Below are 16,618 nucleotides of genomic sequence, written 5' to 3'. Positions count from 1 at the left end.
ACATTTCTTTAAAATAAGATGAATTTTAGCAACAAAAGTCACCTGGTGGTCTACTGCAACGAAAATCTCACCGTCGCCACCTGTCCGGCGTCATCCATCACCAGCAGTTGATAATCCCCTTTGGTCGCCAGCCGTAGCGTAAGACGGCGTCCGCGTTCATCCAGCCGTTCACCGTTAAGAAACCACCAGCGATCGCCAGTCCCACCGCTGGTTTGTACTGGCAATGAGGCCAGCGCAGAACCGGGTAAACGCTTCACGATCGCGCCATCACGAACCCCTGTCAACTGCAACGGCAGCGAAGCATCCTGCCCCAGCGGCGGACACGTGGCAGAAACCGGCGGTAATCTCGCCCCACGGCGCTCTGACTCCGGCAGCCATGGCTCCAGCGGTAAAGGCCAGACGATTAACGTTTGTTCGCGCGCCTGCGGGCAATCCGCCGCCACACGTTTGCCTTCATCATCCAGCCAGACGGGGAAACGAATGCCACTCACGCCCTCCTGTTCGGGCAATAACAACGTGGGCGGCTGGCTGCCGTCCAGCAGCCAGGTTGCCAGACGGCGTCGACAGTTACTGTCTCCGGGCGCAAGTGACTGCCCGCCCGGCCAGCACACTACGCCGCGGCTAACGGATTCAGGGCGCGGATCCTCCGGTTGATTTGCACCGCGAGAGAGCAAAAGATTGTTGACCTGATTGAGCAGCGGCACGGCGCTGGCAAAACCAAACTGGCCCACCACCGGCGTACCGTCGGGTCTACCGGTCCAGATACCCATCACATAACGGGCGTTAACGCCAATCGCCCACGCATCGCGATAGCCATAACTGGTACCCGTTTTCCACGCCAGCGGAACCACTCTGCTCAGCGCGTTATCCGGCAGCGGTTGCGCTTCGTCAGCCATAATGCGGCGAATAATCCACGCCGCGCCCACCGACATCAACGGACGCTCCAGCAGTGGATCGTCTGGCTGCAGGCGCAGTTTTCCCGCTTTTCCCTGACGGGCAAAGGCACTGTACGCCGCCGCCATGTCTTCCAGTCTGGCCCCTGCCCCGCCCAAAATCAGCGACAGATTCGGTGCGGCACCAGCGGGCAGATACAGCGGTAAGCCAACGTTACGTAACGATGCGGCAAAACGCTTCGGGCCATAGGCTTCAAGTACCTGCACGGCGGGTAAATTCAGCGAGCGCACCAGCGCTTCGCTCATACTCACCGGGCCATGAAAACCACTGTCAAAATTCCCTGGTCGATAATCTCCGGTTCGACGCGGCACATCCTGCAACAATGAAGCAGGATGAATTAATCCGTCATCCAGCGCCAGACCATAGATAAACGGCTTCAGCACCGAGCCCGGCGAGCGGATCGCATTCACCATATCCACATGGCCAAAGCGGGAGTCGTCATTCATATCTACCGACCCCACCCAGCCACGCACGCTCATATCAGTGTGATCGACCACAATCATCGCCAGCGAACTGCGCGCAGGTAAGCGGCCCTTCCAGTTTTGCGCCAGCTCTTCCAGTTGGCGCTGCAATCCGGCGTCAAGGGTGGTCACGATTTTATCGCTCCGGCTTTTTCCCAGCATCATGCGCGAGAATAACGGCGCTAACTGCGGCATTTGTCTGGGCGCCAGCCAGACCGGTTCTTCGCGTGACTCCTGCACCTGTCTGGCAGGCCAAACGCCCTGCGTCGCCATGCGCTCAAGCACTTTATTGCGCGCCGCTTCAGCGCGGTCCGGCCAGCGGTCCGGGCGCAGACGGCTCGGTGCCTGCGGCAACACGGCCAGCAGCGCGGCATCGGAATAACTCAACTGTGCGGGTGATTTACCAAGGTAGGCCCAGCTCGCCGCCCCCACGCCCTGCAGCGTGCCGCCAAACGGCGCACGGTTAAGATATAGCGTCAGGATGTCGCGCTTAGAAAGATGCCATTCCAGTTGCAATGCGCGCCAGAGCTGGCGGAACTTGCCGCCGAAAGTTCGCGGGTGGGGATCGAGCAATCGTGCGACCTGCATGGTGAGCGTACTGCCGCCTGAAACGACGCGACCTGAGGAGAGGTCCTGCCATGCCGCGCGCAGCACTGAAAACGGATTGACGCCGGGATGTTTCCAGAACCAGCGGTCTTCGTAGTTGATTAACGCCTCAAGGTAACGGGGGGACACCTCATCAATAGTCACCGGATAACGCCAGATGCCGTCCGCGTCGGCGAAGCGCCATAGCGGCGTACCATCGTAAGCCACCACGACACGTGCCGGATCGACTTCGTGAAGCGGCAGCGGCCAGATTTTATCTGCCGCCCAAACCACCGCTAACAGCAATAGCGCAACGGCTGCCAGCCAGAGCCAGCAGCCGCGTTTCCCCAACCCGCGCATCATTTACGGTCTGACAATCAAAAGCCCCTCTGTCGCACCGGTCGCGCGCCACTGCGGAACATACATTGACTCCACTTGCGGCACAGGAACCTGATAGGTCCCCGGCGTTACCGCCCGCGCCAGATAGACCAGCGTCACCGGCTGCCCTTCGTTGACCGCTACCGCGGCGACAAAGCGATCGTCACGGAACTCAACGTGCTGGATATCCGCCTGCTGCATCTGATTGAGCAAATTCGCTACCTCGCTGCCGCTGTCCTGCAGGCTGGCGCTGCCGTTGGCCAGATTCTGGTTTTCCAGCTCCAGGCCGGCTGGCAGTAAGTCAACCACCAGCGCATCCGGTACGTTCTGGCTGGCTTTTACCTCCAGCCAGACCAGTACCAGCTCACCGCTGCGCAGAGAATCCAGCGCTTTGCTGTTCCCGTCGAGTCCCAGGATCTGACGCTCAATGTGCAGGACGTTGCTGGCAGGCGTCGGCGAGGTTTGCGGGTAACCACTCACATCCAGACGCAGCCACAGCGGCAGATTACCGGTATTGGTGACGTTCAGCGTAGACAGCGCGTCAGCATCCAGATTACGCGTTTGTGATTTCTCCCCGGCTAACGCCTGTTCAGAGAGTGACGTTTGCGCCTGCCACGAGCCAGGCAAGTCCTGTAACGTACGCGCGGCAAGGAACAGCGCATTGTTTTCCTGAGTAGAGAGCCAGCGCTGCCCAAAGGCCTGTTCTGACAAGGTGTTCAGCAGCGTATTCTGCACTTCAGGTTTAAGCTTGTTCTCTTCCAACAATGCCAGCATCAGCGCGTTGTCACGTAGCTGACTGCCGTAATCCGCCATCCACTGCTGCGCATCGCGGCGTGGCGTATTCAACGCCAGCGTCAACGCTTGTTCACTGCGGTTGGCGTCGCCCATGTTTTTCAGCGCTATCCCCAGTTGCAACAGCGGTAAACCGGAAGCCGCCTGTGCACGACGCTCCCAGATCTCACGCAGCGCGCCGAGCGGGGCTTTCTGCTGACGAGCCAGCACCAGCGCGGCGTAGGCCTGTACAGCAAACCGGCTTGCTGATGCGTCGTCGGTATAGCGAATCGACATCATGCCCGGATCCTGCAAATAGCGCAGCAGCCGCTCGTTACCCCGGTTAATCACCTCTGCCGGAACGCTATAGCCCTGTTCATTCGCACGAACGAGGAAATCCATCACATACGCGGTCAGCCAGTACTCTTCCGACCCGTTCTTATCCCACAGCGCAAAACCGCCGTTATCACGCTGCATTTGCAGTAAACGAGAGATGCCAATCTCTACTGCCGCACGGCGTTTTTCATCACTGTCGCCCGCGATACCTAACGCCTTCAACTGCGCGGCATTAGTGTATAAGGATGGGAACAACCCGCTCGCCGTTTGCTCGAGGCAACCGTAAGGGTAAGCTTTCAGTTCACGGATATAGCGCGCCAGATTCAGCGGTGGCTTACCGCTGAACAGCAGTTGTCCCTGCATCGTCACAGGAGAGAAATTCGTCAGTTCTTCGCCCGGAATCTGCCAGGTTGCGCCCGGCTGAAGTGCGACGCCGTAATTAACAGTTTGCGCCGGGAACGCCGGTCGCACGCCAATTTTCCACTGTTTATGCTGAACAGGCAGCGTTTCACCCGGTAGATTCAGACCGCTAATTTGCGCCTGAATTTCGCCATCGCCAAAGCCCTCCCGCGCACGCACCGGAATAAACAGCGTAGTCCGTACGCCTGGCGCCAGATTCACCGGGGCGGGATCTTGCCCCATCAGCTCCAGTAAACCGCTGGCCGCGAGATTAATAATCAGCGTTTGCGGTTTGTCAGTCAGATTGGTCACGTCCAGCGTCAGGCGCGAGGTATCGCCCCCCGCCAGAAAGCGCGGCATGTTCAGTTCAGCAATTACCGGCGCGGCGACAATCACTTTGCTTTCGCTACTGCCAAAGTCATCCGCCGTCCAGGCTTGCGCCATTACCCGCAGCTCGCCGTTGAAATCACCAATTGGTAACGTCACCGTACCTTCGCCCTGCTCGTTAAGCGTCACCGGCAGCGCCTGTTGCGCCACGATATTGACGTGATTAACCGGTGGCTTGCCGCCGCGTTTTAACTCATCGCCATCACCACCAAAGCGCAGCGCCGCCAGACGTCCTTGCCCTTCGATCACCTGGCCGTAAATATCATAAATATCCGCGCCATAGCGTTTTTGCCCGAAAAACGCCTGCCACGGATCCGGCGTGGCGTAATCGGTAATGTTCAACACCCCGCTGTCAACGGCTGAGACCAGCACGTTAACCTGTTTTGGCACGTCGCCATTTTTAACGCTGGCTTTAATCTTGACGGTCAACGGCTGATTTGGACGCATTTTCGCCGGGCTTTCCAGCTCCAGCGCCAGACGACGGTTTTCATCGCCTAACGGCAAATGCAGTAAGCCGACTGCCCGTTTTGGCGTTGCCGAACGAGACTTGTCGCCAGGACGAACCACCAGCGCGCTGAGATACAAATCATGGCGATTCCAGGTTTTATCGACCGGGATGGAGATATCAAGACCATCCGTCGGTACGTCTATCTCTTGCCACCACAGCGGGCCTTCGCTGGACTCCACCATCGCGTAACCTTTGCCTGCAGCGGGTGCGGCAATGTGTAGCTTCATGGTATCGCCGGGACGATAGCCGGGTTTATCCAGTTTCAGGGTCACGCGATCGGGACGTACTGTCCCGCTGCCGTCGCTGTTATCCTGCCAGCTATAACCAGCCCAGAAGCGCACGCTGCTCACCGCATCATTCGGAGCTTTCACTTCCAGGCGATAGGCACCCCACTCGACCGGGAAGCTGACTTTACCGGTCTCATCGGCCTTAAGATCCAGGGTCTGCTCACCCTCAACCAGATCTTTTTGATCGAACTGCGATTGCCAGCCCTCGCCTTCAGACCAGTTCCAGTAATAATCACGGCGTTCACGAATCAAACGCACCTGTAAACCGGACACCGCTTTTTTCTCGCCTTGCGCATCGGCATACACAATATCAAAAGCGGCATTGCTGTTTTCATCAACGCCAGGCTGATTGACGGTGGTATCGGTGCGGTAGTCATAAACGGCTTTCGCCGCAAACTGCGGACGAATACCTGGCAGCGTATCCGCAGGCCAGATGGCTTGTTCAACCCGACGCGTCACCGGACGGCCACCCGACTCCAGCAGGCTGGCTTGCAGAATCACCTGTAACGGAGAATGCGTCTCCTGCCATTGGCTGTTGGTAGCCACTTCGCCGCGACCGTGGTCATCCAGCGTCAACTGAACCTCATCGAGGCTGCGAGAAAGATTTTCTTCGGCAATATTACCAAACTGGAACCCCGGTAATGCCTGCACCGCTTCCCGCAGCGGGCGCAGGAAAAGCTGCCCTTGCAGAGCATTGCCGTTGGCGGGCGCGCCGTACAGGTAGTAGCCCACCACCGAGAACTTCACTTCATCAGTTGGAGCCACCGGCATCTTATTGGCAGTGAGATTGAGCGCCATCCGCTCAGGCATGAAATCTTCGACGTGGAAATCCCACATCCGCGACTGGTTGTCGCCAGTATTGGCACGAATATGCCACATGCCGGTGGGCGCGCTGCTGTCCAGCGGCCAGCTAAAGCGATACAGACCGTTTTCCGGTTGGCTCACTACCGAGCGTAACACCTGTCCGTCGGGCTTAACGACCTCCAGCTTCACCGGCTGGTCAGGCAGCGTTTTGCCGTCGCTATCTCGCAGTAATCCGTTGAGGATCACCGTTTCGCCAGGGCGATAGAGGTCTCGGGGGCCAAACATAAAGAACTGCTTGCTGTATCCCGGCGCACCGGCAATATCAAATTCAGCCAGATCCAACGCCGGGAGCTTCAGGTCCAGCAGCGTAGTTTGCCCATCTTTGCGGGCCAGCAATAAGGCCGCGTCTTTATCGGTTTCCAGCTTGACGTGCCCCTGCGCGTCACTGGTAGCCTGCGCCAGCGTCTGCCCTTTTTCGTTGAGTAACGTGACCTCAATACCCTGCTGCGCAGCGCCGTTTTCCAGACTCTGCGTAAAGACATCCAGTTGATTGTGGTAACGGTGCGCAGAGACACCAATGTCACTGAGCGTAAACAGCGTAGCAGCATTGCTGTAGTTATAGTGTCCGGCCTGATTCATCACCGCAATGTAAACGCCTGCTTGCTGCAACGGCTTGATATCGCTCAGTGGCAGTAGCAGCTTCTCTCGGGTGTTACGCTCAGGATTGAGGTCAAAGCGTCCGGTATAAACCAGCTCCGCCATTTTCAGCAGATTGTCTGACTCCCAGTTTGACAACGAATTACGGTATTCCCACTGGCTGACAAACGCACCGAGCGACTCAGGCTTCACGCGAAAGAAGTTCACATCCACGCTATTAACGTTAAGGGCCATCACCGGTAACCCTTCAATCACTTTTCCCGGCAGCAGCGAGCCGCGACTAGCGAACCCTACGCTTGGCTGGACGTCGCGGGTGGTAATGTTTTTTTCATAATCGATAGCGAACGTCGCTTTATTCAGCGCCAGTAAATCACGCTCAATGGTAACCCCCAGTTCCCGATTAGGTTCGAGATGGCGTAAGCGTAGCTCTTTTAGATTTGGCGCCAGCTCCCAGGCACCATCCACTTTGCCGCTTTTTTTATCAACAACGTGCACTACGCGAGAAAAATCTTGTTCCGGATCGAGGGGAATGGAAAAGGTCAAAACGAGCGTTGCCGCGCCGTCGAGTTGGACCTCGGAGGCATCAAGCAGCGTCAGCGACTTGCCCTGGCTTTGCTGAATCAGCTTTTGTAATTGGGCCTTATCTTTTGCTGGCGCAGTCTGCGGTGCAGGCGCATCAGGCTTCGCAGCCGTCGGTGATTTTTCGTTATTATTATCGCACCCAACCAGTGCCAGCATCAGCATACAGGCCGCTACGCGTAAATGTTTCATTTTTCATCCCTGGCCGTAGTGGCCCGTTAGCTACGTAGAACAACTATTATGCGTCAGATTTTCGGCTGTGGAAGCCAGTAACTGTCCTACGTTGTCCTATTTTTTCGTGATTAATGTGGATTCGCCTGACAAATCAGCCTCTTTTACTTGTCGCATTGCCCTAAACATCCGACAATTTGCCAAAACCTGGTAAAAATGGAGATGCCTATGACCACCGCCTTTTTTGTCGCTGCCGACTGGCTTGCCGAACACATTGACGACCCGGAAATACAAATTCTTGATGCCCGGATGGCACCTCCAGGACAGGAAGATCGCGATGTTGGCGAGGAGTATCGCGCGGGCCATATTCCTGGCGCAGTCTTTTTTGATATTGAAGCGCTTTCCGACCATACGTCACCGCTACCGCATATGATGCCGCGACCGGAAGCCTTTGCCGTAGCGATGCGCGAATTGGGCGTTCATCAGGATAAACACCTGGTTGTCTACGATGACGGCAATCTGTTTTCCGCGCCACGCGCATGGTGGATGCTGCGGACATTTGGTGTCGAGAATGTCTCCATTCTGGCGGGCGGTCTGGCTGGCTGGCAGCGCGATGAGCTAATGCTCCAAGAAGGAAATGAGGATTTACCGGAAGGTGAATTTAACGTGGCATTTACGCCTGAAGCGGTTGTGCGCGTTACCGACGTACTGCTGGCCAGTCATGAAAAAACGGCGCAGATCGTCGATGCCCGACCGGCTGCGCGTTTTAATGCCGAAGTTGACGAGCCGCGTCCGGGCCTCAAGCGTGGCCATGTGCCTGGTGCGCTTAACGTACCGTGGACAGAGCTGGTTCGTGACGGTGAACTGAAAACTACCGACGAACTGGATGCTATTTTCTTCAGCCACGGCGTAAGCTTTGACTGCCCCATTATCGCCAGCTGCGGCTCAGGCGTCACGGCAGCGGTGGTTGTGCTGGCGCTTGCCACGCTGGGCGTTTCTAACGTCGCATTGTATGACGGCGCATGGAGCGAATGGGGCGCGCGTAACGATTTACCGGTAGAACCGGCTGAGACTCAATAAAATCTGATTTACTCATCTTTTTCACCCACAAAAAAACCGCTCAATGAGCGGTTTTTTTGTGCCAGTCCGGTTCGCGGCCTTTCCAGCAGGCTGTGCTGCTTTAGCAACGCAGGCTCATCGTAGCGAACTAATACTCCCTTTTGAGGGAGAAAAAGCCAACTGAGTTAGCGGCAAAATTATTCAGTGCGCGAGGTATTATCCTTCGTGGCGGCTTTCCTTCACTCAGATAATCCGGTTCTGTTTGAAATCGCGCAGGAAACCGCCCCAGCGGCGTTCGTAGAACGGTGCGATGTGCTCAGTGATAAAGTGACTCACGCCCTTCTCACCTTTCTTCACCTGGCAGATATCAATGGGTTCATCACCCGGCAACGTATCGGTCGCGACGCTACCCGCAGCATGGATGATCTCTTCAATATCACCTTCAGCTTCAATACCAATCAGCAGATTCGGCTGGGCTTTCGCACTTTCTTTGATTGAGCAGAGAAATGCGCGTTTTACCGGCTTAATGGTTTTAAACAGCGTGGTCAGTGAGTCAATCATCTGCGCCGGAGGTTCGGCGACTTCAGAAAGGATCAGCGATTCACCACCTTCCAGTACTTCCTGGGTGCTTAGCGGATTACCCTCTTCCCCCATCAGCAGGCTGATTTCACGCGGCATAAACTCTTTGCCGGTCGGCAGTTTAGCGTTGAGAAAGAGCGTTTCGCCAAGCGTCATTTCAAATAGCGTACGCACCGGCATAACGACAAATGCTTGCTCATCTTCAACCGCCTGTTGCAGGGCTTCCAGGGAGGTGAAGAACGGGATCACGGTCGTGCCGTCTTCTTTTTCCCAGTGTTGAAGGTCGAGGGCACTGTCTTCTACTACCGCCTCGCCTTCTGCGGCAGTACCCGGCACCCAGACGGTGGATTCCAGTAAAGTACGGAAAAATGCCGGACGATGCGCAGGCTCTGTCGCTGCTTGCTCCAGCAACGTTTCTAATTCATTTTTTGTTTCGGACATAAGTATCACAAATTGGATGAATACATGTAAGCCGGATAAGCGTAGCGCCATCCGGCAATACAGTCATGAATTATGCGGTCAGCAGATTCGCGATGGTGCGCACACCCAGACCGGTTGCGCCCGCAGACCACTGCTCAACCGGCGCTTTGCGATAGGTTGCAGAGCAATCGATGTGCAGCCAGCCTTGCTGGTAATTTTCCACGAAATGGGACAGGAAGCCCGCCGCGGTGCTTGCACCCGCTGGGTAGGCCGCACTGCCGGTATTGTTCAGCTCGGCAAAATTTGACGGAAGTTGGCTACGGTGGAACTCTGCCAACGGCAAACGCCAGAACGGCTCGTTTTCTTGCGCCGCACTTGCCAACAAACGCGCGGCCAGTTGGTCATCAAAGCTAAACAGCGCGTGGTAATCGTTGCCCAGTGCGGTTTTCGCCGCGCCGGTCAGCGTGGCAGCATCAATGATCAATTCAGGTTTTTGCGCGCTGGCATCGATCAGGCCATCGGCCAGTACCAGACGCCCTTCAGCATCGGTATTCATCACTTCAACTTTTTTACCGTTGCGATAGTGAATGATATCGCCAAGCTTAAAGGCGTTGCCGCTGATCAGGTTATCCGCGCAGCACAGATACAGCTTCACACGCTTGTTCAGGCCACGGGTGATGGCAAACGCCAGCGCGCCGGTGACCGTTGCCGCACCGCCCATATCGGACTTCATTGAGTCCATAAATGCGCTTTGCTTGATGCTGTATCCGCCGGAGTCAAAGGTAATTCCCTTGCCAACCAGGCAGGCATAAACTGGAGCTTCTTTGTCGCCAGTCGGGTTGTAATCCAGCGCCAGCAGCACAGGCGGGCGTTCAGAGCCTCGACCTACGGTATGCAGCCCCATGTAGTTCTGCTCGCGCAGATCTTCACCTTTGGTGATACGGTACGAGACGTTGTCGCAGGCCACGCCACACAGCAGGTCTACCGCGCGTTGCGCCAGCTGTTCCGGGCCCAGCTCTTCTGCAGGTGCGTTAATGGTATCGCGCACCCAGTCAATAATTTTCAGACGGTTATCCAGCTCTTTGCGCTGCGCCTCGTCCAGAGCGGCCCACTCAACTTTGCGGGTGCCTTTTGGTCCTTTGTAACCCTGCCAGAACGCCCAGCTACGTTCGGTATCCCAGCCTTCACCATCCAGTTGGACATGTTTAATACCCAGGCCGTCAATTTTACGCGCGGCGCGCTGGATAAGGCTGAGATCATCTTTTCCGTTCAGGTGCAGGGTAATACCGTCATTATTAATGCTGTATGTCGCCTTTTCACCCCAGCGAGCGTCAGCGGGTTGCGTGGAAAGCGTAATTTTCATGGCTTCTGTCATTTTATTTATCCTTATTTCGCGCATACAGGAAAACGGGCCACCCGTGGGCAGCCCGTTGACTTATTCGGCTTCGTCCAGCCAGACCAGTAAAATGGCCTCAAGGATTTTTTCGTTCGATGCCTGTGGATCATCATCGAACTCTTCCAGGTCACAGATCCATTGGTGCAGATCGGTGAAACGAACGGTTTTGGGATCGAGATCGGGGAACGCGTCGTACAGCGCCTCGCCGATTTCGCGGCTATCGGTCCACTTCAGTCCCATACTACCCTCTGTTAATGCTCACGTGCATGATTGATTGTGTAACGTGGGATTTCGACCACTAAATCGTCCTCGGTTACCCGTGCCTGACAGCTTAAACGGCTCTCCGGCTCCAGTCCCCAGGCTTTATCCAGCATGTCGTCTTCTTCTTCTGTGCTTTCCGGCAAAGAATCAAAACCTTCACGTACGATGCAGTGGCAGGTCGTGCAGGCACAGGATTTTTCACAGGCGTGTTCAATCTCGATACCGTTACGCAGGGCAACGTCGAGAATGGTTTCGCCGGTCTCAGCTTCCAGAACTGCGCCATCGGGACAGAGATCCTGATGAGGCAAAATAACAATCTTTGGCATATTAAACCTCGTCCACGGAATGGCCTTTCAGCGCGCTACGGACGGATTTGTCCATACGGCGAGCGGCGAATTCCTGGGTTTGTTTGTCTACGTTTTTAATGGCTTGTTCTATCGCGTCAACATCGTCACCCTGTGCTACCTCGCTCAAATGCGTAGCAGCGGTGTCGATAGCCTGACGTTCTGCGGCGCTTAACAGCGCGGCATCAGCGTTCAGCGCACCGGATAAACTCTCCAGTACGCGTGCCGCTTCGACTTTCTGTTCTGCCAGCATACGAGCTTTAACGTCCTGCTCGGCAAAACTCATCGAATCCTGAATCATGGAGGCGATTTCACTGTCGGTCAGACCGTAGGACGGTTTGACCTGAATCGAGGACTCAACGCCGGTGGATTTCTCCATAGCGGTGACGCTCAGCAGCCCATCAGCATCGACCTGGAAGGTCACGCGGATATGCGCGCCGCCTGCCGGCAACGCCGGGATACCGCGCAGCGCAAAACGCGCCAGTGAACGACAGTCCTGCACCAGCTCACGCTCGCCTTGCATCACGTGAATGGACATCGCGGTTTGGCCATCTTTAAACGTGGTGAAGTCCTGCGCACGCGCCACCGGGATAGTAGTGTTACGCGGGATCACTTTCTCCACCAGACCGCCCATGGTTTCCAGTCCCAGAGACAGCGGGATAACGTCCAGCAGCAGCATTTCGCTGTCCGGTTTATTCCCGACCAGAATATCCGCCTGGATTGCCGCACCGATAGCGACCACTTTGTCCGGGTCGATAGAGGTCAGCGGCGTACGGCCAAAGAATTCACCGACGCGTTCACGTACCAGCGGCACGCGCGTTGAACCACCGACCATTACCACTTCCAGCACATCCTGCGGCTCAACGCCCGCATCTTTCAGCGCACGGCGGCAGGCCAGCAGCGTACGTTTAACCAGTGCGGAAATGAGTTCATTAAAGGTTTCACGGGTGATTTCACCCTGCCATCCCGCCACGTTAACCGTCACAGAATCGGCGTCGCTGAGTGCGATTTTCGCTGCAATCGCGGCATCCAGCAGTTCGCGCTGTACGCGGTTATCGCTGCGATCGGCAACGCCCGCCTGCTCGCGAATGTAATCGGCCAGCAGATGGTCAAAATCGTCGCCGCCGAGCGCGGAATCACCGCCGGTCGCCAGCACTTCAAACACGCCGCGACTCAGGCGCAGAATAGAAATATCAAAAGTACCGCCGCCAAGGTCATAGACCGCGATCACGCCTTCCTGACCGGAATCCAGGCCATAAGCGATCGCCGCAGCGGTCGGTTCGTTCAGCAGACGCAATACGTGCAGGCCCGCCAGACGCGCGGCGTCTTTCGTCCCCTGACGCTGTGCATCGTCAAAGTAAGCCGGAACGGTGATCACTACGCCATCCAGTTCGCCGGACAACGATTCGGTTGCCCGCGCGGCCAGCGCTTTCAGAATGTCAGCGGATACGCGCACCGGATTAAGCAAACCGGCAGCGGTTTCAATCATCGGCAGGCCGTTTTCGCTCGCCTGGAATGAATAAGGCAGATGCGGGTAACGCGCCTGGATATCCGCCAGAGAGCGGCCCATCATGCGTTTTACCGAGCTGACGGTGTTTGCCGTATCCAGCGCAGCATTAGCGCGGGCATCGTAACCGACCGAGTAGCCCTGCTGCTGATAGTGAACCACTGACGGCAACAGGTGGCGACCTTCATGATCTGCCAGCGTTTCGGCCTGGCCGCTGCGTACGGTCGCAACCAGGGAGTTGGTGGTGCCTAAATCGATACCGACCGCCAGACGACGCTGGTGCGGCGCGGCGCTCAGACCAGGCTCACTAATTTGTAATAAGGCCATTTTCGCTTCCGGAAATTAAAAATCGAGCAGTTTTTCTTCGAGTTGTTCTGCACTGCTTCGCAGTTTATCGAGAAAACGCAGCTTACGCACGGTATCTGCCGCTGCGTCCCACGTCTCGCTATCCAGCTGTTCCACCATCAGTTGATGGCGAACGTTGTACATTTCGCTGACGCGTTGCATAAACGCATCCAGCCGTTGATTGTCTTTTGCCTGTTCAATCTCGTCCAGCTCTTCGCGCAGCTCCAGCTGTTCCATCAGAAACGCGGTATCGCGCACCGTGTGCTGCTCGCTGCGGATATCAAAGCCGTGTAAAGACAACAAGTATTCGGCGCGCATCAAAGGATGACGCAGCGTTTGCCAGGCCTGGTTGATAGTGGCGGACTGCGAAACCGCAGCAAGTTGTTCCGCCTGAGAACCGCTGGCGAATTTATCAGGATGATACTGACGTTGCAGATCCTGAAAACGTAGGCTCAGCGCCTGAGTATCGAGCTGATAACGGGCCGGTAAGCCAAAGAGGGTGAAGTAGTCCATAACATTCTCAGGGCATCGATTCTCTGTTGTTCGATGAGGCAAAACCAGAGAGTCAGGTAAAACAAACCCCACGCGCAGGCGACCACGGTGGGGTTATCAGTAAGCGCGTTACACGTGGAAGCTTTCGCCGCATCCACATTCGTCTTTCACGTTCGGGTTAGTGAACTTAAACCCTTCGTTCAGACCTTCTTTGACGAAGTCTAACTGCGTACCGTCGAGGAATTGCAGGCTCTTACCGTCGATCACGACTTTTACGCCTTTGTCTTCAAACACGGTATCTTCAGCCGCCGGCTCGTCAACAAATTCCAGTACATAAGCCATACCTGAGCAGCCGGAGGTTCTCACGCCCAGACGCAGACCAAACCCTTTACCGCGGTTTGCCAGGAAGGTATTTACACGCGCTGCTGCACTGTCGCTTAAGGTAATCGACATAATAAAACCTCAACTCTTAATTATTTTGCTTCACGTTTGCTTTTGTAATCCGCAATCGCGGCTTTAATCGCGTCTTCAGCCAGAATAGAGCAGTGAATTTTCACCGGTGGCAGTTCAAGCTCGTCGGCGATATCGGTATTTTTGATCGCCTGTGCTTCGTCCAGAGATTTCCCTTTTACCCATTCGGTAACCAGAGAGCTGGAGGCAATAGCGGAACCGCAGCCGTAAGTCTTGAAACGCGCGTCTTCAATGATACCCTCATTGTTGACTTTGATCTGCAACTTCATCACGTCGCCACAGGCCGGTGCACCCACCATGCCGCTGCCCACGTTCTCGTCGCTGTTGTCAAAAGAGCCCACGTTACGTGGATTCTCGTAATGATCGATTACTTTTTCGCTATAAGCCATGATGAATTCTCCTTATCGGTACCGATTAGTGATGTGACCATTCAATACTGTTCAAATCCACGCCCTGTTTGAACATTTCCCACAGCGGGGAAAGGTCGCGCAGGCGGCCGATGGAGTTGCGAACCAGATTGATGGCGTAGTCAATCTCTTCTTCGGTAGTAAAACGACCTAAAGAGAAACGAATTGAGCTGTGTGCCAGCTCGTCGGTCATCCCCAGCGCGCGCAGCACGTAGGATGGCTCCAGGCTTGCAGAGGTACATGCAGAACCGGAGGACACAGCCAGGTCTTTCAGCGCCATAATCAGCGACTCGCCTTCAACAAAGTTGAAGCTAACGTTGAGAATGTTCGGTGCGCCCTGCTCGAGGTCACCATTGAGGTACACCTCTTCCATATCTTTCACGCCGTTCCACAGACGGTTACGCAGAGTGCGCAGGCGCGCCATCTCGGTTTCCATCTCTTCTTTGGCGATACGGTAAGCTTCACCCATCCCGACTATCTGGTGCACAGGCAGCGTACCGGAACGCATACCGCGCTCGTGACCGCCGCCGTGCATCTGCGCTTCAATACGAATACGCGGTTTACGACGAACGTACAGCGCGCCGATACCTTTCGGGCCATAAATTTTGTGGCCGGAGAAGGACATCAGGTCAACTTTCAGTTGGCTCAGATCGATAGGCAGTTTGCCCACGCTCTGGGTCGCATCAACGTGATAGATGATGCCGCGGGCACGGCACATTTCGCCGATGGTTGCGATATCCTGTACCACGCCGATTTCGTTGTTAACGTGCATGATGGAGACCAGAATGGTGTCGTCACGCATTGCCGCTTCAAGTTCTTTCAGGTCGATAATGCCATTACGCTGCGGGGCGAGGTAGGTCACTTCAAACCCTTCGCGCTCCAGCTGACGGCAGGTGTCCAGCACGGCTTTGTGTTCGGTTTTGCTGGTGATGATGTGCTTGCCTTTTTTCTGGTAAAAGTTGGCTGCACCTTTAATCGCCAGGTTATCGGATTCCGTCGCACCGGAAGTAAAGACGATTTCACGCGGATCGGCACCGACCAGATCAGCGATCTGATTGCGGGCGATATCTACCGCCTCTTCAGCTTGCCAGCCGAAACGGTGTGAACGGGAAGCTGGGTTACCAAAGTTTCCGTCCAGGGTCAGACACTGCATCATTTTCTCGGCAACACGCGGGTCCACCGGCGTGGTTGCGGAGTAGTCGAGATAGATCGGTAATTTCATTGCTCTATAAACTCCGTACATCGCTTCAATGCAAGGAACCAGGCAACCGGCTGGATGTACGACCGAGTTAACGGGGCGTCTGGCACCCCGGCCTGATTCTGAAATACTTTTTACGCTTCATCTTTCTGGCTGCCTTGATGCAACCAGAAGATATTGCGTAATTTTTATTAGGCACGCAGTTTGACGTCGATAGCGTCTTGCGTGCGGGTGCTGCGTGGAGCGTCATGTGTGTGCTGGCGACCAGACACATCCAGGACTTCCTGATTATTCACCAGTTCGCCCAACGTAATGTTGTTGAGGAAACCGGTCAGACGATCGCTCAGATCGCGCCACAGCGCGTGGGTCAGGCATTTATCGCCGCCCTGACAACCGCCTTTGCCCTGGCAACGGGTCGCGTCTACAGACTCGTCAACAGCGCTAATCACTTCACCTACTGCGATGCTGCCGGCATCTTTACCCAGCAGATACCCGCCGCCTGGTCCACGTACGCTGGAAACCAGACCGTTTTTACGCAAACGGGAAAACAGCTGCTCCAGATATGACAGGGAAATTCCCTGACGTTCAGAAATATCAGCCAACGGTACCGGGCCCGTTTCGGAGTTGAGCGCAACGTCCAACATTGCGGTCACGGCATAACGCCCTTTTGATGTCAGTCTCATGTCTTACTTAGCCTCAAACTCGCCCCTGCCCGGGGTTTTTTATTGTAAAATGGGGGTATTGCATAGCAGGGGCAAGTCTGACATTCCCGACTAAATCAGTCAACTATTTACTTGACTAATTTAGTCAGGTATTTAACCTTCAGTGCCATTTTCATTTACCGGATGGCGCTTCGCTAATC

The 16,618-nt window shown here is 55.6% G+C and carries 13 protein-coding genes; 1 reads left to right on the top strand and 12 read right to left on the bottom strand.

What is annotated here, in order from left to right:
• Positions 1-50: 50 nt before the first annotated feature.
• Positions 51-2,363: a peptidoglycan glycosyltransferase PbpC gene (gene pbpC / locus HVZ39_RS07135; protein ID WP_181633407.1), complete on the bottom strand. Its 2,313-nt coding sequence runs from the start codon at positions 2,361-2,363 to the stop codon at positions 51-53.
• On the bottom strand, positions 2,364-7,298 hold the full coding sequence (locus HVZ39_RS07130; protein WP_181633406.1) for an alpha-2-macroglobulin: 4,935 nt from the start codon (positions 7,296-7,298) through the stop codon (positions 2,364-2,366).
• A gap of 207 nt (positions 7,299-7,505) precedes the next feature.
• Here HVZ39_RS07130 and sseA point away from each other — a divergent pair, with 207 nt between their 5' ends.
• On the top strand, positions 7,506-8,357 hold the full coding sequence (gene sseA / locus HVZ39_RS07125; RefSeq protein ID WP_181633405.1) for a 3-mercaptopyruvate sulfurtransferase: 852 nt from the start codon (positions 7,506-7,508) through the stop codon (positions 8,355-8,357).
• Positions 8,358-8,579: 222 nt separating this feature from the next.
• Here sseA and sseB read toward each other — a convergent pair whose 3' ends face one another.
• The 10 genes from sseB to iscR form a co-directional block, all read right to left on the bottom strand.
• On the bottom strand, positions 8,580-9,356 hold the full coding sequence (gene sseB / locus HVZ39_RS07120) for an enhanced serine sensitivity protein SseB (RefSeq protein WP_181633404.1): 777 nt from the start codon (positions 9,354-9,356) through the stop codon (positions 8,580-8,582).
• A gap of 70 nt (positions 9,357-9,426) precedes the next feature.
• Positions 9,427-10,710 (bottom strand): aminopeptidase PepB, encoded by a 1,284-nt coding sequence (gene pepB, locus HVZ39_RS07115; protein ID WP_016157137.1) that lies wholly within the window; start codon positions 10,708-10,710, stop codon positions 9,427-9,429.
• Between the two features lie 60 nt (positions 10,711-10,770).
• Positions 10,771-10,971 (bottom strand): Fe-S cluster assembly protein IscX, encoded by a 201-nt coding sequence (gene iscX / locus HVZ39_RS07110; RefSeq protein ID WP_003037694.1) that lies wholly within the window; start codon positions 10,969-10,971, stop codon positions 10,771-10,773.
• 11 nt (positions 10,972-10,982) lie between these two features.
• Positions 10,983-11,318 (bottom strand): ISC system 2Fe-2S type ferredoxin, encoded by a 336-nt coding sequence (gene fdx, locus HVZ39_RS07105; protein ID WP_003037690.1) that lies wholly within the window; start codon positions 11,316-11,318, stop codon positions 10,983-10,985.
• Between the two features lies 1 nt (position 11,319).
• Positions 11,320-13,170, bottom strand: coding sequence for a Fe-S protein assembly chaperone HscA (gene hscA, locus HVZ39_RS07100; protein WP_181633403.1), 1,851 nt, complete (start codon positions 13,168-13,170; stop codon positions 11,320-11,322).
• Between the two features lie 15 nt (positions 13,171-13,185).
• Complete coding sequence (gene hscB / locus HVZ39_RS07095) at positions 13,186-13,701, bottom strand: co-chaperone HscB (protein ID WP_016154008.1); 516 nt, start codon at positions 13,699-13,701, stop codon at positions 13,186-13,188.
• Positions 13,702-13,809: 108 nt separating this feature from the next.
• Positions 13,810-14,133 (bottom strand): iron-sulfur cluster assembly protein IscA, encoded by a 324-nt coding sequence (gene iscA / locus HVZ39_RS07090; protein WP_003835203.1) that lies wholly within the window; start codon positions 14,131-14,133, stop codon positions 13,810-13,812.
• Positions 14,134-14,153: 20 nt separating this feature from the next.
• A complete protein-coding gene (iscU, locus tag HVZ39_RS07085) occupies positions 14,154-14,540 on the bottom strand; it encodes a Fe-S cluster assembly scaffold IscU (RefSeq protein WP_002913991.1) in 387 nt (128 codons plus the stop codon).
• 25 nt (positions 14,541-14,565) lie between these two features.
• Positions 14,566-15,780, bottom strand: coding sequence for a cysteine desulfurase (gene iscS / locus HVZ39_RS07080; protein WP_016154009.1), 1,215 nt, complete (start codon positions 15,778-15,780; stop codon positions 14,566-14,568).
• Positions 15,781-15,947: 167 nt separating this feature from the next.
• Positions 15,948-16,439 carry a Fe-S cluster assembly transcriptional regulator IscR gene (iscR, locus tag HVZ39_RS07075; RefSeq protein ID WP_005120405.1) on the bottom strand — a complete coding sequence of 164 codons (492 nt, stop codon included), beginning with the start codon at positions 16,437-16,439 and terminating at the stop codon, positions 15,948-15,950.
• Between the last annotated feature and the right edge of the window lie 179 nt (positions 16,440-16,618).

This window comes from Citrobacter sp. RHB35-C21 (assembly GCF_013816515.1).
Taxonomy (GTDB): domain Bacteria; phylum Pseudomonadota; class Gammaproteobacteria; order Enterobacterales; family Enterobacteriaceae; genus Citrobacter; species Citrobacter braakii.
The sequence above is the reverse complement of the archived record's forward strand: the minus strand, read 5'-3'. Positions and strand labels throughout refer to the sequence as shown.

Excerpts from the sequence above, each read along its gene's own strand:
- pbpC (WP_181633407.1), bottom strand. The coding sequence starts at position 2,363 with ATGATGCGCGGGTTGGGGAAACGCGGCTGCTGGCTCTGGCTGGCAGCC.
- HVZ39_RS07130 (WP_181633406.1), bottom strand. The coding sequence starts at position 7,298 with ATGAAACATTTACGCGTAGCGGCCTGTATGCTGATGCTGGCACTGGTT.
- sseA (WP_181633405.1), top strand. The coding sequence starts at position 7,506 with ATGACCACCGCCTTTTTTGTCGCTGCCGACTGGCTTGCCGAACACATT.
- sseB (WP_181633404.1), bottom strand. The coding sequence starts at position 9,356 with ATGTCCGAAACAAAAAATGAATTAGAAACGTTGCTGGAGCAAGCAGCG.
- pepB (WP_016157137.1), bottom strand. The coding sequence starts at position 10,710 with ATGACAGAAGCCATGAAAATTACGCTTTCCACGCAACCCGCTGACGCT.
- iscX (WP_003037694.1), bottom strand. The coding sequence starts at position 10,971 with ATGGGACTGAAGTGGACCGATAGCCGCGAAATCGGCGAGGCGCTGTAC.
- fdx (WP_003037690.1), bottom strand. The coding sequence starts at position 11,318 with ATGCCAAAGATTGTTATTTTGCCTCATCAGGATCTCTGTCCCGATGGC.
- hscA (WP_181633403.1), bottom strand. The coding sequence starts at position 13,170 with ATGGCCTTATTACAAATTAGTGAGCCTGGTCTGAGCGCCGCGCCGCAC.
- hscB (WP_016154008.1), bottom strand. The coding sequence starts at position 13,701 with ATGGACTACTTCACCCTCTTTGGCTTACCGGCCCGTTATCAGCTCGAT.
- iscA (WP_003835203.1), bottom strand. The coding sequence starts at position 14,133 with ATGTCGATTACCTTAAGCGACAGTGCAGCAGCGCGTGTAAATACCTTC.
- iscU (WP_002913991.1), bottom strand. The coding sequence starts at position 14,540 with ATGGCTTATAGCGAAAAAGTAATCGATCATTACGAGAATCCACGTAAC.
- iscS (WP_016154009.1), bottom strand. The coding sequence starts at position 15,780 with ATGAAATTACCGATCTATCTCGACTACTCCGCAACCACGCCGGTGGAC.
- iscR (WP_005120405.1), bottom strand. The coding sequence starts at position 16,439 with ATGAGACTGACATCAAAAGGGCGTTATGCCGTGACCGCAATGTTGGAC.